Below are 22,560 nucleotides of genomic sequence, written 5' to 3' on the forward strand. Positions count from 1 at the left end.
CAGATATGGTCTTGGCGGTGGAGGTGACCGACCGTGCCCCGCACAGGTGTTCTGGCCAGCGCTACGCGTGTCGAAGCAGGTAGCGGCGACCGTGAGCTATTTGCTGATCTTGAGACTGCCGCTGCCGCACTGCATGCCCAACTGGTCCTTCGCAGGCCCGACGGCCGTGACATTGTGCTGCCCGAATCACTTGTGAATCTCGTGGTGGCTGCGGCTCACGACCTTGCGAAGGGCAACGCAGTCTTCGCCCTTCCGGTCGAGGCCCGTCTGACCCCGAACGAGGTCTCCCAGTTGCTCGGTCTGTCGCGTCCCTTCGTCACGCGGTTGCTGGAGGAAGGGGAGATTCCCTCCCAGCGTTTGCCAGGCAGCAGTCACCGCCTGGTCCGACTGGCGGACGTCTTGGAGTTCCAGGAGCGTCGCGAGCACCGCGCCGAAGGCCGACGCAGGATCATGGAAGTCGCCGAAGAGGCGGATCTTCCCTACTGATCTCCCGAGGGGTACCGGTCGATGGCCCGGGTCTTCGTCGATACCAATGTCCTGTTCCCATTCTCATTAATGGATCTGATGCTGGCTCTGACTGAGGACGCGGTGCATGCCTTGGTCTGGAGCGATCATCTGCTCGACGAGTGGGAGCGTGTGATCGTGCGCGAGCGAGGGCGCTCGGCCCCGGCGGCGGCGCGCATCAGTGCGGCCATCCGGGAGTTCTTTGCCGATACCCGCGTTTCCGAAGACGACTACAAGCACTTGCTCGACCGAATCGACGGCCCCGACCCCGACGACTGTCACCATATGGCCGCTGCAATTGCTGGTCGTGCACAGATTTTGGTTACCTGGAACCTCTCCGACTTCCCTGCGTCGACTCTGAGTTGCTATGGACTCACCGTGGTCGATCCCGATACCTACCTATGTGCGCTCCTGGCCCAGAACCTTCGTGAGGTGATGGGCGTTCTGGCCAGGATGTCGGCCGGGAAACGTCGCCCGCCCATGTCTGTGCTGGACATCACTAGCGCGCTGGACCGGGCAGGTGTCCCAGGCTTTGCCCAACGGATACGCAGCAGTCTTTCAGTCCAACCGGGTGAACCCTGACAACAGTACGGATAGCACGCTCAGCGGCGGCGCCACGACGTCGAGCCGCGGCTTCCAGGCCCGCGCCGTCCTGCGGGCCGGGCTCACCCCGGGCGCGGCCGCCAAGCCCAGTGGTGGGTCAGCCGGTTATGGCGATCCTCGCGCGCAGTTTCGGGTGCTTCATGTGGTGCCTACGGAAATGCGGGCGCTTGTGTTTGTGGGGCTTTCCGTACCCGTGGTGATGACCCGGTCGGTGTGCGGACCAGGATCTGTGGGTGCTGTGGTGGCCTCCGTGACCGCCTTCACTGAACACTCCGTGGAGGGTATGGAGTGTCTGGACGGTCACCAGGCGGCCGTGCTCCCGGCGATGGTGCCTGCGGTCCCATTCCCGGCATTGCTGATCGCGAGCCTTGGCGTTCCTCGGCTTCTCGTCGCACTTCTTCTCCTCACCCTTCGCCGGCGCGGAGCCACCTGGGACGGCCGTCGGGGTCGGGGTCGGTGTCGGGGTCGGTGTGGGCGTTGGTGTTGGTGTTGGTGTCGGTGTCGGGGTGGGGGTGGGGGTGGGGGTCGGGGTGGGGGTGGGGGTCGGAGTGGGTGGGCCGGTGACGATGATCTGGGTCAACGGCGCTGAGATGCTGGAATTCAGCTGTGCCGAGCCCGAATAGGTGGCGACGATCTGGTGTGGCCCGAGCGGAAGATTCGAGACCGTCAGGCTCGCGTGGCCTTTCACGTCCAGTGGGGCCGAGCCGATGCTCATTCCGCCGGAGGTGAAGCTGACCGTGCCCGTGGGGACCAACCCCGCCGCGGAGGTCACCGTCGCGGTGAAGGTGACCGGAGTTCCGACCTGAGCCGTGGGTGACGACGAGGTCACCGTCGTGGTGGTCCTCCTGTCAGGAGGGATCAGGCAGTCGGAACGCGTGACGGTGTCCGAATCCAGGGTGACCGCGCCGTTGCGAGCGAGCAGGCGACCGTTCACGGTCACGCCGGTGGTCACGGTGATGGACGCGAGTGCCAGGATGCTCCCGACGAAGCTGGAACTCGTTCCCAGGGTCGCCGAACTGCCCACCTGCCAGAACACGTTGCACGCCTGGGCGCCCCCGATGAGTGTCACCGTGCTGGCGGACGCGGTGATGAGGGTGGACGCGGCCTGGAAGATGAAGACCGCGTTCGGGTCGCCTTGGGCGTTGAGGGTCAGGTTCCCCGTGATCCCCAGGGTGCCGGCCGCCGAGGTGTAGACACCTGGCGTCAAGGTGGTGCCGCCCAGTTCTGTGGGCACGGTGGTGACGGGGGTCCGGCCTGCGGCGTCGTTGTAGGCGGTGGTCAGGTCGACCTGGGCCTGTACAGCGGCGGCGTCGGCCGCGTGGATGGTCCCGATCACGGTGCCGGGCGGGAAGCCGGTCACCGCCGAACCAGGGCTCACTCCCAGGTCCCCGGTGACGACGGTGGGGCCGGTGTTGGTGACCGTGGACCCGGCGAGGACCGCGTAGCTGGTGGCTGTGCCGAGCCCCACCGGAGCCTGCGCGGCCCCAGCGGTGTGTGGCGTCGTCACCACGACTCCCATGGCCACAATGGCCGTGAGAGTCGCGGCCAGCCAGGAACGGGCGGTTTTTCGCGGCACGACGCGACGGCGACCGAGATATATCATCAAGCTGTCCTCTGCTCTTGGTATTGCTCCGTCCAGGCGCATGGCGAATCGGGGTGCGCCATTGTTTGCGAGCCTACTTATTCAGGTCGTCGTGCTTATAGTCCGACATGCGGGAGATCTAAATCCGACGGCTATTTCCCGTTATAAAAGGAAATGCCGTCACCGCTCCCGTTAGGTGGGACGGTCGCGATCGCCGCCGCCGCCGCCGCCGCGACGGCGGTGTGGTGGTGGCCCGATCTCAGGCGTGAGGACGGCAGTCCCCGAGGCTGAGGTCGTCCCAGGCCAGCAGGCGGAGCCAGCGGAGGATTTCCGAGACCTGCTGCACGGGGAACTGGAACTCCGGCATGTCCCCCGCAGGAGTGATCATGATCGCGGTTCCCCAGAGTCTCGTGCGTACGGTGACCTTCGCCCGCCCCCTCGCGTCGGCGCCATAGACGATCATCTCCGTGGGGTTGTACGCACGCTGCGGTGGGACCGTTTCGGTGCCGATCACGAGCCGCATCCTTTTGAAGATGTGGCACCGGATGCCTTCGGAGGTCAGATGGCGGTGCAGGATGGCGAGCAGGTCGGCGTCCTCGTTCGCCCTGCTCTCGGAGACGGTCTCATCTGGCTTCATCGGACCGTCTCGCGATTTACCGCGTTGAAGGTGGTTTTGGCATCATGGGCGGCTTGTACGAATCTTCTCGGGTGAGTAATCCTATGGGGGATGATTTCCTGTGGCATGGGGGCCACCTTTTCGTTGACAGTTTCGATTGGCCTTTCCAAGGTTGCCGCTCAACCTCTACTCTGCGTAAGGGAATGGTGACAACAGCGTAGTGATTCCGTTGTTGTGTGCCATCGCATCCAGTTGCATTCCGTTGCGTGGAGGTCAGGTGCCGCGACAACCGACGACCAACCCGGAGACCTCGCCGGCAGCCCGTTTCGGGTTCGAGCTGCGAAGACTCCGTCAGGAAGTGCAAGTCACCCAGTCCGAGCTAGGGCGAAGGATCGGTTACACCGGAGCGGCGATGGGGGCCATCGAAAGGGGGCTACGCCTGCCCCAGCAACGAGGGTTCGTCGAGCAGTGTGACGCGGCCCTAGGAGTTAATGGGGCATTGCTCCAGGTATGGGAACTATGCCGATCCGACGGAAACCAGCGCTGGTTCTACCCATGGCTGGAGGCCGAGCAACAGGCGCTGACACTGCGTGCATGGCAGCCGACCCTGGTACTGGGCCTCCTCCAGACGGCCGACTATGCAAGGGCGGTCTTCCGTGGGGAACCAGGGATCCGATCCGACAAGATCGATAAGGGTGTGGAAGCTCGGCTTGAGCGACAAACCCTCTTCGACCGCAAGGACCCCCCTATGCTGTGGGCCGTACTGGACGAGGGAGTTCTCCAGCGGCCTATAGGCGGTTCCGCCGTCATGAAAGGGCAGTTAAATCATCTCTTGACCATGGCGGAGCATCCGTGTATCACGATTCAGATAGTCCCGGTGATGGCGGGTTGCACGGCAGGATTGCTGGGAGGTTTCTTCCTCGCGCAGTTGCGAGACGGTCGTGAAGTTGTCTACCTCGAATCCGCTGGTAAGGGGCACGTGACCGCTCAAACCAAAGAAGTACGAGACATCCAAGTACGGTACGAGGCGGTGCGAGCGAGCGCGCTCCCACATGACGGATCACTTAATCGGATCAAGGAGTGGGTGGAGAAATGGACGACCTGACCAATGCGAGGTGGATCAAGTCCTCACACTCAGGTGGCAACGGCGGTGAGTGTGTGGAGTTGGCTTCGCTGGGCGGCGAGGGTATGGCGGTACGGGACAGCAAGCGTCCGTACGGGCCGGTGTTGCGGGTCACCGCCGCTGAGTGGGACGTGTTCCGTGCGGGTGTGAAGAACGGCGTGTTCGGCGGCCTGTCTGTCTGAACCTGGGTGAGCGAAGGGCCCGCGCCTCCCGGTGCGGGCCTTTCTGCACGATGCCGACCCGAAGCTTGTCGGCGTACCGCACCCGTTGCTCACGGGGCTGCCTAACACCTCGCCCATACTGTGATTGAAGTCCAGTCTGGTATCCCTAACCGCACCACGTCGGTGGAGGCTGTGTAATGAGTCGCTATCACCCCCGCTACTACGCGGTTAACGATCACCCGGTGAAGCTTGAGGAGCTGCCGACCGGCGAGCTGGTGGCGCATGTGGTCGACTTGGCAACCGGCACGCTGGTTCGCGACATGAGCTACCTGTCGCGTATCTCCGATCACGGCATCGGTAAGGACATCGACTCGATCACCGGGGTCGAGTTCGAGGCTCGCAGGGTTGCGCTGTGGCAGGCCGCGTCTGACCGGCGGCACAACACGCCGATCGTGTGGGAGCGCACCGGCGACGCCCAGTTCCCTTATCGAGCCGAACTGGACCACAGCACTCTGATCATCCGGGTGAACGACTTCCCGGCCGAACCTCTCTACACCCTGCTGATCGAGGAGATCGAGGTCGAGGATCTTGAGGACTGGCCGAAGGCGTGGGTGCGGTCCAAACACCCGCTGGCCCCGCTGGGGGAGAAGCACAGGCCAGACGGCCGGTGATGGTGGTCCGTCGCCGGCGGCGCCCGGCGTTGGCATGATCGGTTGTTCGACCCACCCGGCACCCGTGTGGGTGGTGAGCCGGTGCTTCCCACCGAGCTGGTGACTTCCCGGAAGGCGTGGAGTTCCGCCTTTCCCGTCGCTGAATCGGATCAAGGTGTGGGTGGAGAACTGGACGACCTGACCAACGCGGCGGTGGTGGCCGTACGCGTCTCTACACACCGCTATGAGGCGAGATCGCTGGCTACGGTTGGAGTATTAGCCGGCTATGGCGTAAACCAGGGCGGCGACGGCGCCGGCGAAAATGGGGGTTATCAGCCACGCGATCAGGAAGTCGCGCAGGGTTTTGCCGCTGAGGCGGCTGAGGTTGGGGCCCGCTGATCCGGCTATCGCGCCGGTGGAGACGTGGGTGGTGGACATGGGCAGGCCGTAGCCGGCGCCGAGGCCGACCAGGGTTGCCGTGGTGAGGTTGGCGAGGAAGCCTTCCCGGTGGTTCATCTTCACCACGCCCTGGCCCAGCCGCTCGGCCACCCGCATGCCGCCGACCAGGGAGCCGACGGCCATGGAAAGGGCGACGACGAGCATGATCTGCCACGTCGTCATCCCGGCGGGGACAAGGGCGAACGCGCCGATCGCCACCATCTTCGGGGTGTCGTTGAGGCCGCGGGCGAAGCCGGTGGCACCGCTGGTCAGCCAGTGTGCCGCCGTCAGAACCTGGTGGGTGGTCGCCTCCCTGGCGGCTACGGCGGGCTCGGTGGACTGGAGCAGCGCCGCACCCCCATCAGGCGTTACGGGGGCCGGAGCGGGGGCGGCGGTCCCACCGGTGTTCTTCACCCGGCCGAACAGGAGCGCCAGGATCAGGGTGACGGCGTACGCCACGGCGATGCTGATCAGCAGGGGCGCGATCAGTCGTTCAGGGATGGAGCTCCAGGCGATGGAGTCCGAGGCGAACAGCAGGCCCGCGCCGATGAGTCCGCCGAGCAGGGCATGAGTGGTGGAGACCGGCAGTCGCAACACGGTGGCCAGGCCGACCCAGCCGGCCGCGCCGGTCAGGACGGCCATGGCGAAGGCGCTGGTCGGTTCGGCGGTGACGACTCCGGAGGAGAACAGCGCGGTCATCTTCGAGGCGAGGGCGAGCGAGCACAGGCACCCGGCCAGCGTGGTGACGGTTCCCCACAGGATGGCGGTCCGGTACCGGGTCACCCCGGCCCCGGCCAGGGTCGCGACGCCTTTGGGCACGTCGTTGCTGCCGTTGACCGCGGCCAGCGCCGCGACCAGTAAGAAGACCAGGACGGAGGTCAATGACATGCGGGCGTCTCCTGTTCACTGCCGGCTCGCATCCGGGGCGAGGGTGAGAGGGCATGCCTCGCGGAGGCCGGGAAGCGATCTGCCCGGCCTCTGATCGGAGGCATCGGTGAGGCGGACGGACCCGGTCGCCGACCCAGGCGGTCGCGACCCAGGCGAGGCTTCAGCCGGGGAATGCTCCGGATGGGATCCGGTAGGTGGGCTGGGGATATCCCGGTTTGAACGAGGGAACGCCCGCGTGCTGGAAGGCCAGGGTCCCGGTCAAGGCTGTCACCGTGTTGACCGCCTCGGCCACGGCCTCGTCGAGTTCGGCGGGCTCACAGGCGACTCGGGCGTTGATCCGCACCTCGGCTTCGGTGAACCGCGTCCCCGCGGCGCGGTCCACGGTCGGCTCTCCGCCGCTGGTGGTCACGCTCATCTTGGTCAGGACGGCAGCGGACTCCAGGCTGATCTTCACGTGGCCGATCATCCAGCCACTTCGCGCGGCGGCGCCGGACAAGTGCTCCAGCAGTGATCGGGCCCACGCGTCGGGATCGAACCCCCCTGCCGCCGTGACGGTCAGGCTCTGGTTCAGCCACGCCAGGGCGGCCTCGGCGTTGGCGTAACGGTCGTAGTCGATCTCCAGGTCGCGCCCGGCGGGCGATGGTCCCAGCCAGTGGGAGACGAACTGGTCGAGGCCGTCGCCGGATCTGGCCGAGTATCCCAGCACGGTCGCCGTGGGGTACCGGTCGCGAAGGTCCGCCAGCAGGGCGGCGGCCTCGTCCTCGCCCAGGAGGTCGACCTTGTTGAGCGCGATCACATCGGCTTCCTGCAGCTGCTTGCCGAACAGGTAGGACAGATCCGAGTCGGTATCGTCCAGCGGCAGCGTCGTGCGGAGGGTCTGTAGCCGTTCCGGCTCCACTACCACGACCAGTGGCGCTGGGGTGAAGCTGTCGCCGTAGTGGGCGCTCAGTGGCCGGATGACCGTCGCCTGCAGATCGGTGCAGCTCCCCACCGCCTCGGCGAGCAGGGTGTCGACCCCGTGCTCGTCGACCAGGCGATGCGCCACGGTGAGGAGGTCCTCGAAACGGCAGCAGAAGCATCCCCCGGTGACCTCGCCGGCCTGGGCGATGGCGGAGCGGGCCAGCTGGGTGTCGATCAGTTCGGTTCCCTGGTCGTTGGTGATGACCGCGACTCGGCTCCCTCGCGACTGGAGGAGTTTCGCGGCCGCGACGAGCGTGGTCGTCTTACCGGCTCCTAGGAATCCGCTCAAGGTCAGAAAGTTGATCAACCGACACCCGCCTCGCTTGTGGTGCTGGGGGTTCCGCGGGATATCGCGGCGCTGTGCAGCACGAGTGAGTATTCTCGGTCGCGGCAATGGTACTTTCAGGTCATTTCCGGATTTGCCGCGCTGTTCGAGGGCAAGATAACAACAACTTTGTCGGGTGGTCAAGCGGTTGACGTCCGGCAGGAAATTATCAATAATCTCCGAAGTTTGCCGATAAGGCATATTGATGGCTATAAATGTAGATGATAGAATAATCCCGGCGGCAGCCGTTGTCATCTTTTGTTCGTGTGCGGCGTTCGTCCTGACGACATCAGGAGGGTGATGGACGACCACCCAGCGGCTCTGCTAGCGAGCGGCGACGGAAGGCAGTGCGATGATCGTCGTCAGCGAGGTGAGCGCTTCGGGCACGACCCGGTAGTAAACCCAGGTCCCCCGTCGTGTCGACTCTACGAGCCCGGCGTCTCGCAGCACCCTCAGGTGATGGCTGATGGTCGGCTGGGTCAGATCGAACGCCCCGACGAGGTCGCACACGCAGGCCTCCCCGTCGAGGTGGGAGGCCACGAGCGAGAGCAGGCGCAGCCGGACCGGGTCGGCGAGTGCCTTGAAGCCCGCGGCGATCCTGGCGCTCTGCTCCTGGGTCAGGGGTTCGGCCACTCGGGAAGGGCGTGGCACATCGGGCGCGACGGGCGGCAACTTCTCATCCGGCAGCAAAACGGGCTCGTCGTGCTCGGCCATGGTGATCGGCTCCTTCCCGCAGAACAACGGCACGGCCGTTTTGGCGGGCCTGTCCGGCGACAGTGACCCCAGTCTAGACAACTCCCTGTCCAGGAGGTTTCGCCATTTCGCGCACTTCGCTGACCCGCGCCGAGGCTGCCGAGCGAGCCGCGCTGCTCCAGTCGCTCTCCTATCAGGTACACCTCGATCTGAGCCAGGTCGACGCCCCGACGTTCCGGTCCAGGACCAGGATCCTGTTCACGTGCGCCAGGCCGGGGGCCTCAAGCTGGGTAGACGCCCTACCCCGGCGCGTACGCTCGGTCATGCTGAACGGACGCCCGCTGGAGTACGGCAGCGACACCGGGCGGATCCACCTTCCCGAACTGGCGGCCGTCAACGAGTTGACCGTCGACGGCGATTACGACTTCTCGACCTGCGGCCAGGGTCTGCACCGGTTCGTGGATCCGGCGGACCAGGAGGTGTACGTCTACAGCCACCTCCAAGCCGACCACGCCCCCCGGGTGTTCGCCTGCTTCGACCAGCCCGACCTCAAGGCGACCTTCGAGATCAGCGTGCGGGTGCCCGCCGCGTGGACCGTCCTGTCCAACGGCCGGCTCGACCGCCGCCACCGGTCTGGCCCTGACGTCCTGACCGAGGTGCATCGGTTCACGCCCACTCCGCCGATCAGCACCTACCTCGTGGCCGTCGCGGCCGGCCCGTGGGCCTCGTGGACGGCCGGTGGCCCGGCTTCCGTGCCGCTGGGCGTCCACTCCCGGCGCTCCCTGGCCGGACACGTCGACTCACCGGTCTTGTTCGAGCAGCTCGGCGCCGGGATCGAGTTCTTCGCCAAGGCGTTCGCGAGCCCCTACCCGTTCGCGAAACTCGACCTCTGCTTCGTTCCCGAGTTCAATTTCGGGGCGATGGAGAACGCCGGGTGCGTACTGGCCGCGGAGACGTTCGTGTTCGACCGGGCCGTCACCCGGCACGCCCACCGCCGCCGCCGCGAAATGATCTTTCATGAGCTTGCCCACCAGTGGTTCGGCAACCTCGTCACCTTCCGCTGGTGGGATGACCTGTGGCTCAACGAGGCGTTCGCCACCTGGGCCGGTATCCACGCGCAGACCCAGATCACCGAGTACGCCGAGGCATGGGCCGACTTCACGGCGGGCAAGAAGGCCATGGCCTACGCTCAGGACCAGTCGCCGTCCACGCATCCGGTGGTGGCCGACATCCCTGACCTGAGTGCGGTGGCCACCGCCTTCGACGCGCTCACCTACCACAAGGGCGCCAGCGTGCTGCGGCAGCTCGTGGCCCACCTCGGACTGGACGGCTTCCTCGCGGGGATGCGGCGCTACTTCGCCACCTACTCCTACGGCACCGCGGGCCACACCGAGATGATCAGCGTTCTGCAGGAGGCGGCCGGCGATGACCTGACCGCCTGGTCGCGCTCCTGGCTGCACTCGGCCGGACTGACCGAGATCAGGGCGGACTTCAGCCTCGACCACACCGGACGCTTCACCCGTTTCGACCTCCTTCAGGAACCGGCTGGATCGCTCAGACCGCATCGCCTCGCGGTGGGCGTCTACGCCGAGGACCGGTGTGGCGCCCTGGTGCGCGTGGCCCGTCACGAGGTCGACGTCGAAGGCGCCCGCACGAGCGTGGAGGCGCTGATCGGGCACCGGCCTGGTCTTCTGGTCCTCCCCAACGACGGTGACATGACCTACTGCCGGATAGTCCTGGACGCCCGGTCGGCCGACGAGATCATCCACCGGATAGGCCACCTGAGCGACCCCATGGCACGTTCGCTCTGCTGGACGGCGGCGTGGGAGATGGTGCGGCACCGCGAGCTGCCCCCGAGGCGGTTCCTGACGATGGTCATCTGCGGTCTTCAAGCCGAGACGCAGATCGGCGTGGTGCAGCGGCTGTTGCGCCAGGCCGCGACCTTGCTCGGCGCCTACACCGAGCAAGGCTGGGCCCGTGCCCGTGGCTGGCCCGCCCTCGTCGACCACCTGCTCGACTTGGCCACGCGCCAGGACACCGGCGCCGACCACCGGCTCGTGTCCGTCCGCGCTGTCGCGGACGCGGCTCTGACCTCCGCCCAGCTCGACGTGGTGCGTGACTGGTTTCACCGAGCCGTCCTGGCCGGACGGCCGGTGGATGAGGACCTTCGATGGCGGCTGGCCCGGGCGCTGGTCGCGCACGGGGACGCCGTCGATCCGATCATCGACGGCATGACCGGCGCGGGGGAAAGGCGCGTCGAGCGGATCAAGGCCTCGGTGCCCGCCGTGGATGCCAAACAGTGGGCGTGGAACGCCATCCTGGGCAGCGGGCGCCCGGCCCAGATCGGCGCGCTGGCGAGCGGCTTCGTCCATCCCGCCCAGCACCACCTGATCGCCTCCTTCGCCGAGCGCTACGTCCGCGACATCCCGCCGCTGCTGGTGGGTTCCGGTGACGCGGAACCGGCACGGGCCGCCGCGACCCTGATGTTCCCCACGTGGTCGGTGTCAGGACGGACGCTGGCCGAGGTCGATCGCATGCTCGGGGACGGCCGGTCGCCGCTCCTGCGAAGGCTGGTCGGCCAGGCCAGGGACGAGCTCGCCCTTTCCGTGGGCCTTGCCGCGCGGGACGCCGCCGGGGGAGCGGCCGAACCAGTCGTCCAGGTCGGTGGTGGCGAATAGCCCGAACAACTCCCGCAAGGCCCGTGCCGCGTCAGGCCCCGCGTACCAGCGCTCTCCCGCCCGCTCCACGAGGTGGTCCGAGAGCCGATCCCGGAGCGAGAACGCCTGGTGATAGACCAGCGGGTAACAGGGGTGGCCCTCCAGGTAGGCCTGTAGCCGGTTCCAGGCGACCCGTCCGTCGACGGTGATGCCGAACTCCGCCTGATAGCAGCGCAGGTATTCGGCGGACGGATCCGGGTGGCCGTCGTGGACGGCCATCTCGAAGCAGAGGCTGGTCGCCACAACGCGCCGCACGTGCTCGCGGGCGAACCGGACACGCTCGACGGCCTCGGAGTCGACCACGGCGCCCAGGTGGCGTCGTTGCCAGTCCGGCTCGTGCACGACCCGTTCCAGGGCGAAGCCGAACGCCTCGCTCAGCGCCACGGGGACGCGCCACAGGTCGGCGGGATGACGGACACCCACCGTGAAGTGCAGCGCGTGCCCGAACTCGTGCAGCAGCGTGACGTAGTGGCCGAGCGTCGTGCCCCCGGGTGTGGACACGCGCACGTCGGTCGGCGGCGCGACCGGGGAGCAGAAGGCGGATCCGGCCTTGCCGGGCCGTACAGCGTCGTCGACGAGGATATGGTCCAGGTGCTCGCCCAGGTCCCAGGCGGTGACGGTCGAGCGGACACTGGCCAGCGGTCCGGCCGCGTGCTCGGGTACGGCGGCGCGGGCGGCGATGAGCCGGGCGTCACCCAGCGCCGGGGCGGCCAGCCCGTCGCGCTCGCGCCAGCGACGCCATTGCCGCAGGAAGTCCGCGCGGGTCTCGTCCAGCCAGGCACGCGCGTGCTCAGTGAAGAGGTCGACCTCCGGGTGCAGCGCGCGCACCAGGGCGCCGTGCGTCGCGAACCCGAGTCTGGCCCTGGCCTCGGCGTGGTCGTCGAGCCATTGGCGGCGAGCGTCGCGGAGCCGCGCGTCGGCGACGGCCAGGGCGGACTCGATCTGGGCGCGCTGCCGCAGGGTGGTGGCGGCCTTGGCCAGCGCGATGAGCTCGCCGTGGGTGAAGGGCCGGCCGTCGACGTCGACCGTGACGGTGCGCTGGAGCCTGCGCAGCCGCGCCGTCGCCCCCGCGAGCTGGACCCGGAAGTACCATCGGACCAGTTCCCCGGCATGGTGCAGATCCCCGCAGGCCAGCGCCCGCGCGATCAGCTCGCCATCGGTCAGCCAGGCGTGATCGCCTTCGGGCAGGATCGGGTCCTGGTCGCTCTGCCCGGTGCTGGCCAGCCAGCGGGTGTGGGCGACGCGCGCCTGCAGGGAGACGAGGTCTTCGACGTGACCGGACAGGTAGCCGGGGATGTCGCGGGGTGGCGGGTTCCGCGCCGCGCCGCCGTCCGGGCTCATGCCCGGTCCTGCCGGGTGGTCGCCGGGTCGTCGATGCGCGCGGCGACCGGCAGGTCCAGAAGGTCGGCGGCACCGTCGGCGACGCGCTGCCAGAACTCGCGGCGGTCATCGGGAAGGGCGGCGAACAGCTCCGAACAGCGCTGGGTCATCTCCATCGCCAGCCCCGGATGCGCCAGCACTCCGCGGATCCAGGCAAGCTGTCCCGGTTGGGGCGGGTCGATGCGAAGTCCGTCCAGGCCCATCCGCATCTTCCGGCCCACCCGATCTTCCATGGTCGCCGCATAGCGGTCTTCCGACTGAGGCCAGTCGTGCTCTTCCCTGACCGCGGGAGGCACCGTGTCCGCCAGGACCTGCGCCGCCGCGCAGCCGTCGGCGATACCCGCGCCGAACAGCGGGTCCTTGTGACAGTAGGCGTCACCGGCCAGACGCCATCCCGGTCCGGCGGGACGGCGGTGGAAGTTCCGCAGGTTCTTCGACCCGTATACGGGTGAGGCCCGGCGGGCCCGGCGCAGCCTGTCCGCCATGGCGGGTATCGCCAGGAGTCGCTGTTCGTATCCCGTGCCGGTACCGCCACGGCCATCGTGCCTGAGCGCGTCGTACTCCTCGACGGGCGCGGACAGCATGACCACCCAGCGGTCGCCGTCGCACGGGCCGACCTGGAGCACGTGGCCGTCGTCATGCCACAGTTCGAGCGCGGGCGCCGGCAGCGGGGCGACCCCTTCCCAGTAGGCGTGGAACGTGCAGCGCATGGCCCCGGCGTCGAAGGTGGTGGCGGCTCCCGCCTGGCGGGCGACCAGGGAGCCCCGCCCGTCAGCGCCCACCACCACCTTGGCCTTCTCGGACCAGCCATCGCCCTCGATGCCCGTGACCTGGTCGCCCTCCCAGCGCAGAGACCGTACCGGGCGGCGCTCCCTGATCTCGGCTCCGTGGCGTCTCGCGGCGCTCAGTAGGATGCCGCTGAGGGTCTGGCGGCGCACGCACAAGTTGTAGGGGTGTGCCGAACGGGGCAGCATGGGCGCCCCGTAGTAGCCGCCCTCGACCTCCAGGTGCCAGCGTCTCAGGGGCGGAGCACCGGTCGCCAGCACCTCGTCCAGCACTCCCAGGCGTTCCAGGAAGGCCAGCACCGAGGGGCCGAAGAAGTGCGTGGAGACGGCGGGCGCGGCCAGCTTGGCCCGGTCGCACAGCATGACCCGCAGGCCCTGGCGCGCCAGCAGGGCGGCGCTCGCGGCGCCGGTGACGCCGCCACCGACAACGATCACGTCATACATGGGCTGCTCCTCATGCGCGGCCGCCGCCTGCCGATGCGAGGACGAACGGCATCCGGCCCGACCAGATCCGGCTCACGGCCCACCTGTGCTCGGTGAGTCCCAGGAAGCGGGCGCCGAGTACCTCCCGCAGGTCCAGGGCGACAGCACAAGGATGGAGGACCCCGGCCACCCGGCCGTGCCTGATGAGGAAACCGAGCCGGATCCGGCCTTCGACGATCGGGGACAGCCCACCGCGCTGTTGCCCACCCATGAGGGATTCGATCAGCACCCCGTCGCGCACGCCGCCCAGCAGGTCGTCGAACCGGCCGGTCTCCGAGTCCTCGGCGGACAGTGTTGCCCCGTTGAGTACCGGCGTGATCGGTCTCAGCATCGTGCGCCGCAGCGCGTTCCCGCGAAAGCCGTGCCCGGTCGGCACGTCCCCGCACGCGACCGCCGTCCGGTGGCTGTGGTAAAGACGGGCGGGCACACCGCTGTCGATCAACGTCAGCGGCGCGCACGGTACGCCGTCGTCGTCGCTGCCGGGCCAAGCCAGCCCTTCCGTTCCCTCCTCGTCCCCGGCCGCGGGCGGAGAGGGGTGGTCCCGCAGGCTGATCGACGTGTGGAGCAACGGCACGCCCAGGCCTCCGGCGGCGAAGGACCTGCCGGAGACGGCCGCGGTGCCGCTCAGGGCGGTGACCAGGGGAGTGAGCAGGGCGTGCACGGCGGCGGGGGCCAGTAGCACGTCGTGCTCGCGGGACAGCGCGTCGAGCACCGGCAGCCCCGCCCACCCGGCCGCGGTGCTCAGCCACGAGGCGAGCCCGGCGGGCAGCGCCGCCGATCGGGTCCAGCCGTTCCAAGGTAGCTGGATGCCGGACGTGCCGGCCCCCTCGGCGAGCGCTGAGACGTGGAAGAAGCAGTCCCGGCCTTCCTGGTGGCCTTCCGGCGCCATGCGGTGGACCGTCTGCTCGGTGCGGCTCACCGTGCCGTGCATCGTCAGCCCGACAGCACTTTGCAGCGCGCCCAGTCCCTCGGCCAGGCGACGGACGGCGCGGGCGGCGCCCCCTTCGCCGTCGCCGGCCGGCTCGGCCGCGGGGGAACGCCCGGGGGCGGGGCTCGGTCGCGCTGGTGGTGACGCCGGCGGTCCGTACGCCGCGCTTCGTACGGCGTGGCGTACGAGCGCACCCGCGTCCTCCGGCCCTGTCGTGGTGACCGTGCCGACCCGCCCGGCTCGATGGACGCGCAGGCACAGCGCCGCCTCGTGCGCGGACCGGACGGCGTCGGGAACACCTGAGCCGACCTCGACCACGGTGTCGACCCGGTCGACACCGAGCACCTCCCAGTGGTCGGCGTGCGCCGCGGCCGCCGCTCCGATCTCCGCGACACGTTCAGCCAGGGTGGACACGGAGACCTCGCAGGCGGAGCGCAGGCGCCCAGGAACTCACCGGCAGCGGGTACTGACCCTGCTTGCCGCAGCTCGCAGAGGTGTCACCGCGCCACTGGTCCCGCCCGATCGCGTCGATGGCGCCGAAGGCGCCCAGAACGTCGCCGGACAGCACGACGCCCCGTACCAACTCACCGACCCTGCCGTCACGGATCGCACGGCACTCGGCGGGCAGGAAAGTGAAACCGGAGCGGTCGGTCTGGCCGCCGAGCACCCCGCGGGCCAGTAGCCCGCGATCCACACCGCCGATGAGCTCCTCGTCACCGGCGGTGCCGGGATCGATCATGATGGTCCGCAGCCTGGGCAGGGGCGGGTGGCGGAAGCTCAGGGCCCGGGCGTTCCCTGTCGGCGCCTCGCCGAAGGCCGCCGCGGTCGAGCGGTCGTGCAACCGCGGCCGTACCACGACGCCGTCCCGCAGCAGGTCGACCTGGCCACCCGGAGTTCCCTCGTCGTCCACGGGCACGTACCCGCGGGCACCGGGATGCCCGGCGTGATCGATGATCGTCAGGCCGGACGGGCCGAGCCGACGCCCGGGAGCCAGCGCCCTCCGCAGTTCCGCGTCCCCCCTGTGGTGATCGGCCTCGGCCAGGTGCCCGATCGTCTCGTGCGCCCAGACGCCGGCCAGCGGGCCGTCACAGACGACGTCATAGCTCCCCGGCTCCACGACGGGGGCTCCTCGCAGGTCCACCGCGGTCGCGGCGGCGGACTCGATGACCGGGGCGAGCCCGCGTGCCACCGAGAAGTCGCCCCCGCTGCCGACGGACACCGACCCAGCGGTCCGCGCGGCGCCTCCGTCGGCGTAGACGGTGATCTGCAGCGTCAGGTCCCTGCGCCGGTACCCGACCCGGGTTCCCTCGGTCGTGAGGAGTTCGACATCGGTCACCAGCTCCCGGTAGTAGACCAGCGCCCCGGTCACGGCGGAATGGGCGGCCAGCGCCGACGCGTGGTAGCCGCCCAGCAGGTCCGTCTTCTCCGCCAGACTGACCCGCTCCGGCGCTTCGCCGACGTCGCACGGGTACTCTCCCGACTCCGGTGGCCGGTCCGCGAGAGGTTCCCCCCTGACCCGTAGCTCCCGGGCGTTCCGCGTGGCCTGGCGGAGCACCGCTGATGCGTCCATCGTGGTGGACGAGGCGAACGAGGACCCCGCCGGGCCGGCCACCCGGGCGCAGCAGCCCTCGTCGCCGCTGGTCAGGGTGCTCTCCAGGCCGTCACCGCGCCATACGAGGTCGATGATCCTTGTTCGTTCGACGCGGACCTCGGCGTAGTCGTCCGCGTGGAGCCCGGCGGCCCCGAAGACCGCGGCGCAGGTCAACAGCACGGTTGCCCGGTCGTGCCGGCATCCCGGTAGGCGAAGATCATCGCGCTGGTCACCTCGGCGCCGTCCCGGTAGGGGACCGGGCCGTCGCTGCGCAGTTCCACCCGGGCGAATCCGGCGCCCAGCACCAGTTCCCGGTACTGGCTCTCGGTCATGCCCACCACGCACCGGGCGAAGTCCTCGGCGTCGGCCGACTCGCCGACCGCCACGTCCTGCGGCGGAGGGGCGTCGTCGGCGTAGACGACATCGGAGATCACCGCGAACCCGCCGGGGCGCAGCACGCCGGCGATGGCCCTGAGCACCTCCTGCTTGTCAGGGAACATCCCAAGGACGCAGTTGCTCAGCACCACGTCGACGCTGGCCTCGCGCAGCGGGGGCCGCCGGATGTCGCCGACGCGCACGTCGATGTTCGTGAACCCGGTCTCCTTGGCCGCGCGCCGCGCGGACCTGACCATGTGCATCGAGGCGTCCACACCGATCACCCGGCCCGTGACGCCCACCCTGCGAGCCGCGATCAGCAGGTCAAGGCCGGCCCCGCAGCCGAAGTCGACGACCGTCTGGCCCGGCTGGAGGTCGATCGCGTTCATCGGCGACCCGCAGCCGCTGGACAGTTCGAGCACCCATGTGGGAACCCCCGCCAGTTCCTCCGTACTGTAAACCGCGTTGGGCGAGCAGCACAGGGTGCTGGCACCCTGCCCGGCCAACAGGTCGTAGCGCTGCTTGACATGGGTTTCCACGGAGACCCGCCTGACCGGGGTCGCCTCCGGGGCGTCGCACCCGCACCCGGCGGCCTCTCCCGCGGGATCCGGGCCGCACCCGCAGGCGTCCGGTTCCACGGATGTCCGCGGCCGGGTCAGCTCATCCAGGGAAATGAACCCACGCGCGTCATCTGCTCCCACGTTCCCTCTCCTCCTTCGGATCTCGCGGCCTTGTCCTGCCGGCGTCGCAGGGCCATCGGCAGCAGGTAGGCAAGCTCGGTTTCGACCCGGGTCTTGATGGCCGACACCTTCGGGCAGTAGCACGTGTTGAAGTCACCGCCGCTGGCCGCCCACGCCTTGATGGGGCAGCCACCGCCACCGCAGAACAGCTTGACGTTGCAGTCCCGGCACATGGGCACCGTGTCGACGTGGCGGTGCCGCCACGGATCCCTGTAGCCCCCCGCGTAGCTGAACTCGGGGAAGAACGTCCCGCAGGCGTGCTGGGGACGGCCCACGGTCTCCGGGCAGCCGTAGACCTTGCCGTTGGGATCGAAGGCCACGACACTGGTGCCGGCGCTGCACCCCTGCAGGTTGGGCCGCACCCGGTCACCTTCCATGACAGCTGACCGGATTCTGGCGGGGTCGGGTTCGAGCATCCGGTCCACGAGCGGGTTGGCCCGAAGCATCCGGTAGAAGGACTCCTGGAGCCCAGGTTTCACATCGCCCCTGACCATGCGCCTGCGCTGTTCCTCGGGGTGGTCAGGGGTGACGTAGAGGAACGTGATGGCTTTGGTGAACCCGTGGAACATGCGGATCTTCGGGTGGTCGATCCAGCCTTTCGACTGGGCGAACTCCGCGAAGCGCGGCATGGCCTCCACGCTCTCGTCGTCGATGAGGACCCGGACCAGCACGCGAAGACCCGCGTCGGCCGCCACGTCGATGCCGCGTTCGATGAGCTCGAAGGTCGGCTTGCCGTTCCTGAAGACCCGGCGTGAGTCATGGATCTCGGGGGTGCCGTCCAGGCTGACCTGGACCTCTTCGCAGCCGTACCGCAGCAGCATCGGCACGTACTTGTCCAGGGCCACGCCGTTGGTGATCGCGGTGACCGGATAGCCGCGGTCGTAGGAACCGCGCAGAATCCGCTCGACCGCGCCGCGCTGGTAGGCCGTGTCCAGCAGTGGCTCCCCGCCGAACAGGGTGATGTACGGCGGGCCTGAGTTGTCGTGTAACTCCTGGATCATCGGTATCGCGTCGAACGCCGCGTCGATCATCTCCTCGTCCATGCGCGGGCTCTTGGTGGTCAGCTCGCCCTCGAAGCAGTACGGGCAGGCGAGGTTGCACACGAAGGAGGGGATGAACATGAACTGGAACGGTGCCTGCTGGATCGCCTCGAAGTAGCCGTCGACGATCGAGCGGTACCGGGAATCGTCCTCGTCCGCGTCGGCGCAGATGTACCCGCGTTCGAGCAGTCCGGCCATGACGGTGCTGTCGGCATCGGTGAGGTCTCCGGTGCGCAGCCGTTCCAGCGCCGTGATCTCCGCTGGGGTGACGATGTCCATCGATCCGGACACCGCGTTGGCCAGGACGCTGACCTTGCCGCTTTCGTCAAGGTAACTCGGATCGAGGGTGCCTTCGGGCAGCGCCACCGAGAAGGTGACGGTGTTCGGGCTCACTAGCATGGGGTCTCTCCCAGAAACGGTGTCCACGGAGTTGCCGGGAAGTGGAGAGCGCGGCAGGTGGCACCCGTGGGAACGGGTTCTTCAAGGGGGCTTTCGCTGCTACTCGCAGCCGTCCGGGTCGCCCACCATGACGTTGGTCTGGACATCGAGGTTCTTTCGGCCGCGCATGGCGGTGCAGCAGTCGGGCTGCTTCTCCGAGACTTCCGCGTCCTTGATCATGGAAATTGCGATCATGTGTATCACCTCCTCCTCGATGGTCTCTGCCGCGCTCTCCTGCCAACTCCCGACCGCGAGGCGGAAGGGAGAGTCGGTGGTGGGGCACGAGCCCCGGATGGAGGCCATGGGTCACCGCAAGACCTCCCTCGCGACGAGCACGGCCACGGTGACCAGACCTTCTCCGATGATCAGGCCGGAGGCGGCGATCTCCGTTCCGCTACGACGCTGGGGGTTGCGGCGGGTGAGAAGCCACTGCGCCAGGCCCCCGGCCGCGATGGTGAGCGAGTAGGCCGGGGGGAGCAGGACGCCCAGCCCGAGCATCGTGGGCATGGCCGTGGTGAAGGCCAGTCCCGCGCCGATGGGACCGGTCACCGCCATCGCGACGGCGACGGCGACGGGATAGTCCGACGAGCCCCGCACGGTGGAGTCCACGAACTGGACCGCGATCGCCACGGGAGCCGGGAAGGCGTCACCGCCGATCACCCCGGCGCGGGTGAGGACCGCGATCACCATGACGCCGGCCGCCGCCCCGGCGAGCCCGCCCACCACCTGCGTCCACCTGGTCAGACGGGCGGGAGGCTCCGCCACCCCGGCGGGCCGCTCGTGCGCCACCTTGGCCGAGTAGGTGTAGTACACCGAGGCGATGGCGGCGCAGCAGATGGTGGAGGAGGCGAGCACCGCCACCACGGGATCGGCCCCCGACACCGCGAACACCGCGACGCTGAAGTACAGCGCGGGAGCAAGTGGCACCAGGCCGATCTCTCCACCGGCTCGGGTGAGGAAGACGGTGAGCGTGACCAGCAGCAGCAGTGTCAGCAGCCCGAAGCCCAGATACCTGAGAAGCGGGGGATACAGCATTGCGGCGAGGGCGACGACGGCGAGGGCGGCGGCACCCCACCATCGGGTAAGCCATGGACGGCCCGCGACCAGGCGTCCGGTTGTGTCACCGCTGCGGAGCGAGCGCATCAGCGGGCCACGAACACGCACGATCGCGGCGACCGAGTAGCCGAGAATCAGGCCGACTCCGGCCGCGAGCACCCAGGGATAGGCGAGATGCTGGGTGTAGGCCACCGGTCCGGCCGACGCCGAGTGGTCCTGGACGAACCACACCGTGAGGGAGTAAAAGGAGCCGGCCGCCAGCCAGGCGCACGCGCGAGGGCCGATGAGGAATCCCAAGCCGAACAGCAACGGCGACAGAGCCAGCGCCAGATGCGTCCCGGAGCCGAAGAGTTCCGGCGTGGCCTCATGGCCCCAGGCGGCGACGCCCGCAGCCGAGGCGGCACCGATACCCGCGGCGATGGGGAGCGTCCTGCCGAGTCGGCTGCCCTCCTGCCCCGCCGGGCTGCTGAGCGACGCCATCAAGGTGATCGCCGGCCTCAGCGTGGGGTAGGGCAACCGCTCGGTGATCACCAGCGTGCGGGCGACGAGCGCACCCAGCCCGATACCCAGGATATTGGCGGCCATCGCCGATATCATGAGAATTCCCCAGGCCGGTAATTCACCGGACCGCAGCACCACGGCGCCGATTCCGGTGTCAAGCGCGGCCGTCGCCACATATCCGCTGGACGCGATGGAGAAGACGACGAAAAGGGCCTGCCAGTTGAGCGCTCCGATGAGCCTGAGCAATGCGGCGCCCAGCGCGGCGACCAGAGCCGATCCGCCGAAAGACGTTCCCGTCCTGAAGAGCACCAGCACATTGAGCACACACAGCAGCACGCCGATTCCGAGGCCGACCAGTGTGGCTGACAGATGTGATCCCCGCCAGCCGGGCAAGGGGTCCAGAAAGTCAATCGAATTTTCCGGCGAGGAGGACGGGGCGCGCTCTTTCTCTCGCATAGAGTGCCTCTCCCGGCCTGCCGTGGACGGCTCTACATTGATAAGCATCAATGTAGCTGTCGAGAACTCACACTAAGATGACCACAAGCCACGGTCAAGGCCCTTTTACAAGATCACTATGGCCAGGCGGGCGAGGCGCTCACAGCACGAACTCGCCACGTTACGGCTGTATGCCGGATGATTTCCGAGGAAGGCCGAGAAGAGGTGTTCGGCTTCTTCGCGCTTGGTGTCTGTCGTCCGACTTCATCGCCGGCGGCGACGGCCCGGTGTTCCGTCAGGCGCCGCTGCCTGCGTCGGGGGCCGGCATCCACGGTGAATCTGCGGCGATGCGCTTGAGGAAGATGACCCCGTCGGTCTCTTCCAGGTAGTCGGGGTCCAGCGGGAAGTAGCCGTGGTCGGTGGAGTTGTCGGTTCGCAGGGCCAACTCGGTTCCCGTGCTGCCAAGAGCCGCGGACAGGCGTTCGGCGTTGAGGACGTACCGGTCCCCCGGGAGGGTGGACAGAACTCCCTCAAGAGTGTCCGCCTGCGGATCGTTGAGCCCATGGTGACGCGCGGCCCCCAGCGCCGTGGCCACGAAGGCGTACTGGTCGCCCAGTCGCGCGTTGACGATCGCCCCGGCGCTCCACCATTCCAGCGTCCGGCCGTTCAAGGGCCCCCAGCCGGGCGGTAGGCGCCAGCGACTCTTGTCCTTTTGAAGGTGACGGTTGTGGGCGAACACCAGCGTCTGACCGTGCCGCGCCTGGTCGTCGATGATGGCGTCGAGGTTGTCGGCCATCATCGCGTCTCGCAGGCCGAGAAGCCGCGGCACACGCGTCGCGGACGGGTCGGCCATCGAGGCGTGGTAACGAAGCAGCCCCCCGGCGGTACGTCCGCACTGGCACGCCTGCCACCACTCGTCCTGCGACGTCGCGGAGACCAAGCGCGGGGACTCCGACATGAGCAAGGTCACAAGGTCGTCGGTGATCACGCGCAGGCTGGTGACATCGGCGGAGGATCCCACCGACCGCGAAGGGTCCATGGCCGCCTCAGGGTCGGTCCACCGCTCGTCGTCGCCGATCAGACGATCGATGGTGCCGGCGGAACACGGGATCAGACCGGCGTCCACATGGTCCGCGAGGTAGCCATGGAGCGCGGTGAGCACACCCCTTGGGCTGGTGGCACCGGTCATCTCGATCGGTGCGTCGAACCCGAAGAAACGTAGCCTGTCGGTGGCGGGACGGTCCCGGTTGTACTCCCGCATCCACAGGACGAGTTCGCGGTTCGCCTCTGACTCTCCGAATCCATGGCTGAAGCCGTGCCGCGTCACGTCGTCGAGTGACCCCGCACCACCGGAGACGAACTGGTCGACCATCAGGCCGGCCACACCGTCGCTCTCAATCGCGATCGACCGGTACCCCTCGTGCTCGACAAGGTGCTTGAACACCTGATTTCGCAATCGCGGAAACGCTTCCTCCCCGTGCATGGGTTCTCCGAGACCGAGCAGGCGGGGCGTCGTCGCGAGCGATCGGAGGAACTTCGTGAGTGCGG

The 22,560-nt window shown here is 68.3% G+C and carries 19 protein-coding genes and 1 pseudogene; 7 read left to right on the forward strand and 13 right to left on the reverse strand.

From position 1 onward, the window contains the following. Positions 1-33: 33 nt before the first annotated feature. Both AB0B89_RS02585 and AB0B89_RS02590 read left to right on the forward strand, forming a co-directional pair. The gene (locus AB0B89_RS02585; RefSeq protein WP_358547014.1) at positions 34-486 is read left to right on the forward strand and encodes a helix-turn-helix domain-containing protein; all 453 of its coding nucleotides are present in this window, start codon (positions 34-36) and stop codon (positions 484-486) included. Between the two features lie 21 nt (positions 487-507). Then, positions 508-1,086, forward strand: coding sequence for a PIN domain-containing protein (locus AB0B89_RS02590; RefSeq protein WP_358547017.1), 579 nt, complete (start codon positions 508-510; stop codon positions 1,084-1,086). 118 nt (positions 1,087-1,204) lie between these two features. Here AB0B89_RS02590 and AB0B89_RS02595 read toward each other — a convergent pair whose 3' ends face one another. Then, positions 1,205-2,614, reverse strand: coding sequence for an ice-binding family protein (locus tag AB0B89_RS02595; protein ID WP_358547020.1), 1,410 nt, complete (start codon positions 2,612-2,614; stop codon positions 1,205-1,207). Positions 2,615-2,948: 334 nt separating this feature from the next. Beyond that, entirely contained in the window at positions 2,949-3,326 is a 378-nt protein-coding gene (locus tag AB0B89_RS02600) for a hypothetical protein (protein WP_358547023.1), read from the reverse strand. 256 nt (positions 3,327-3,582) lie between these two features. Between AB0B89_RS02600 and AB0B89_RS02605 the strand changes: the two are divergent. The 4 genes and pseudogenes from AB0B89_RS02605 to AB0B89_RS02620 form a co-directional block, all read left to right on the forward strand. Beyond that, positions 3,583-3,801 (forward strand): annotated as a pseudogene (locus tag AB0B89_RS02605) (helix-turn-helix transcriptional regulator); the annotation flags it as partial. A gap of 3 nt (positions 3,802-3,804) precedes the next feature. Continuing rightward, positions 3,805-4,410 (forward strand): DUF5753 domain-containing protein, encoded by a 606-nt coding sequence (locus tag AB0B89_RS02610; protein ID WP_358547164.1) that lies wholly within the window; start codon positions 3,805-3,807, stop codon positions 4,408-4,410. Then, on the forward strand, positions 4,398-4,610 hold the full coding sequence (locus AB0B89_RS02615; protein WP_358547026.1) for a DUF397 domain-containing protein: 213 nt from the start codon (positions 4,398-4,400) through the stop codon (positions 4,608-4,610). The genes AB0B89_RS02610 and AB0B89_RS02615 overlap by 13 nt, the downstream gene beginning before the upstream one ends. A 176-nt stretch (positions 4,611-4,786) precedes the next feature. Continuing rightward, positions 4,787-5,260 carry a hypothetical protein gene (locus tag AB0B89_RS02620; RefSeq protein ID WP_358547028.1) on the forward strand — a complete coding sequence of 158 codons (474 nt, stop codon included), beginning with the start codon at positions 4,787-4,789 and terminating at the stop codon, positions 5,258-5,260. 255 nt (positions 5,261-5,515) lie between these two features. Here AB0B89_RS02620 and AB0B89_RS02625 read toward each other — a convergent pair whose 3' ends face one another. From AB0B89_RS02625 to AB0B89_RS02635, 3 genes are all read right to left on the reverse strand, one after another. Then, complete coding sequence (locus tag AB0B89_RS02625; protein ID WP_358547031.1) at positions 5,516-6,565, reverse strand: inorganic phosphate transporter; 1,050 nt, start codon at positions 6,563-6,565, stop codon at positions 5,516-5,518. A gap of 160 nt (positions 6,566-6,725) precedes the next feature. After that, entirely contained in the window at positions 6,726-8,105 is a 1,380-nt protein-coding gene (locus AB0B89_RS02630; RefSeq protein ID WP_358547034.1) for a GTP-binding protein, read from the reverse strand. Positions 8,106-8,174: 69 nt separating this feature from the next. Continuing rightward, positions 8,175-8,564: a metalloregulator ArsR/SmtB family transcription factor gene (locus tag AB0B89_RS02635; protein WP_358547037.1), complete on the reverse strand. Its 390-nt coding sequence runs from the start codon at positions 8,562-8,564 to the stop codon at positions 8,175-8,177. A 152-nt stretch (positions 8,565-8,716) separates the two neighbouring features. Here AB0B89_RS02635 and pepN point away from each other — a divergent pair, with 152 nt between their 5' ends. Beyond that, positions 8,717-11,221 carry an aminopeptidase N gene (gene pepN / locus AB0B89_RS02640; protein ID WP_358547167.1) on the forward strand — a complete coding sequence of 835 codons (2,505 nt, stop codon included), beginning with the start codon at positions 8,717-8,719 and terminating at the stop codon, positions 11,219-11,221. Positions 11,222-12,597: 1,376 nt separating this feature from the next. Here pepN and AB0B89_RS02645 read toward each other — a convergent pair. The 8 genes from AB0B89_RS02645 to AB0B89_RS02680 all read right to left on the reverse strand — a co-directional run bounded on the left by AB0B89_RS02645 (position 12,598) and on the right by AB0B89_RS02680 (position 22,456). Then, positions 12,598-13,869 (reverse strand): FAD-dependent oxidoreductase, encoded by a 1,272-nt coding sequence (locus AB0B89_RS02645; RefSeq protein ID WP_358547040.1) that lies wholly within the window; start codon positions 13,867-13,869, stop codon positions 12,598-12,600. Between the two features lie 10 nt (positions 13,870-13,879). Further along, entirely contained in the window at positions 13,880-15,250 is a 1,371-nt protein-coding gene (locus AB0B89_RS02650; RefSeq protein ID WP_358547042.1) for a metallopeptidase TldD-related protein, read from the reverse strand. After that, on the reverse strand, positions 15,234-16,607 hold the full coding sequence (locus AB0B89_RS02655; protein ID WP_358547044.1) for a TldD/PmbA family protein: 1,374 nt from the start codon (positions 16,605-16,607) through the stop codon (positions 15,234-15,236). The genes AB0B89_RS02650 and AB0B89_RS02655 overlap by 17 nt, the downstream gene beginning before the upstream one ends. After that, on the reverse strand, positions 16,598-17,341 hold the full coding sequence (locus tag AB0B89_RS02660) for a methyltransferase domain-containing protein (protein ID WP_358547046.1): 744 nt from the start codon (positions 17,339-17,341) through the stop codon (positions 16,598-16,600). Before AB0B89_RS02660 ends, AB0B89_RS02655 begins: the two co-directional genes overlap by 10 nt. 116 nt (positions 17,342-17,457) lie before the next feature. After that, positions 17,458-18,981, reverse strand: coding sequence for a radical SAM protein (locus tag AB0B89_RS02665; RefSeq protein ID WP_358547049.1), 1,524 nt, complete (start codon positions 18,979-18,981; stop codon positions 17,458-17,460). Between the two features lie 99 nt (positions 18,982-19,080). Beyond that, positions 19,081-19,215, reverse strand: coding sequence for a hypothetical protein (locus AB0B89_RS02670; RefSeq protein ID WP_358547051.1), 135 nt, complete (start codon positions 19,213-19,215; stop codon positions 19,081-19,083). A gap of 111 nt (positions 19,216-19,326) precedes the next feature. Beyond that, positions 19,327-21,081 (reverse strand): OPT/YSL family transporter, encoded by a 1,755-nt coding sequence (locus AB0B89_RS02675; RefSeq protein WP_358547054.1) that lies wholly within the window; start codon positions 21,079-21,081, stop codon positions 19,327-19,329. A 226-nt stretch (positions 21,082-21,307) separates the two neighbouring features. Then, entirely contained in the window at positions 21,308-22,456 is a 1,149-nt protein-coding gene (locus AB0B89_RS02680; protein WP_358547056.1) for an erythromycin esterase family protein, read from the reverse strand. Between the last annotated feature and the right edge of the window lie 104 nt (positions 22,457-22,560).

Source organism: Sphaerisporangium sp. NPDC049002 (assembly GCF_040649355.1).
Taxonomy (GTDB): Bacteria; Actinomycetota; Actinomycetes; order Streptosporangiales; family Streptosporangiaceae; genus Sphaerisporangium.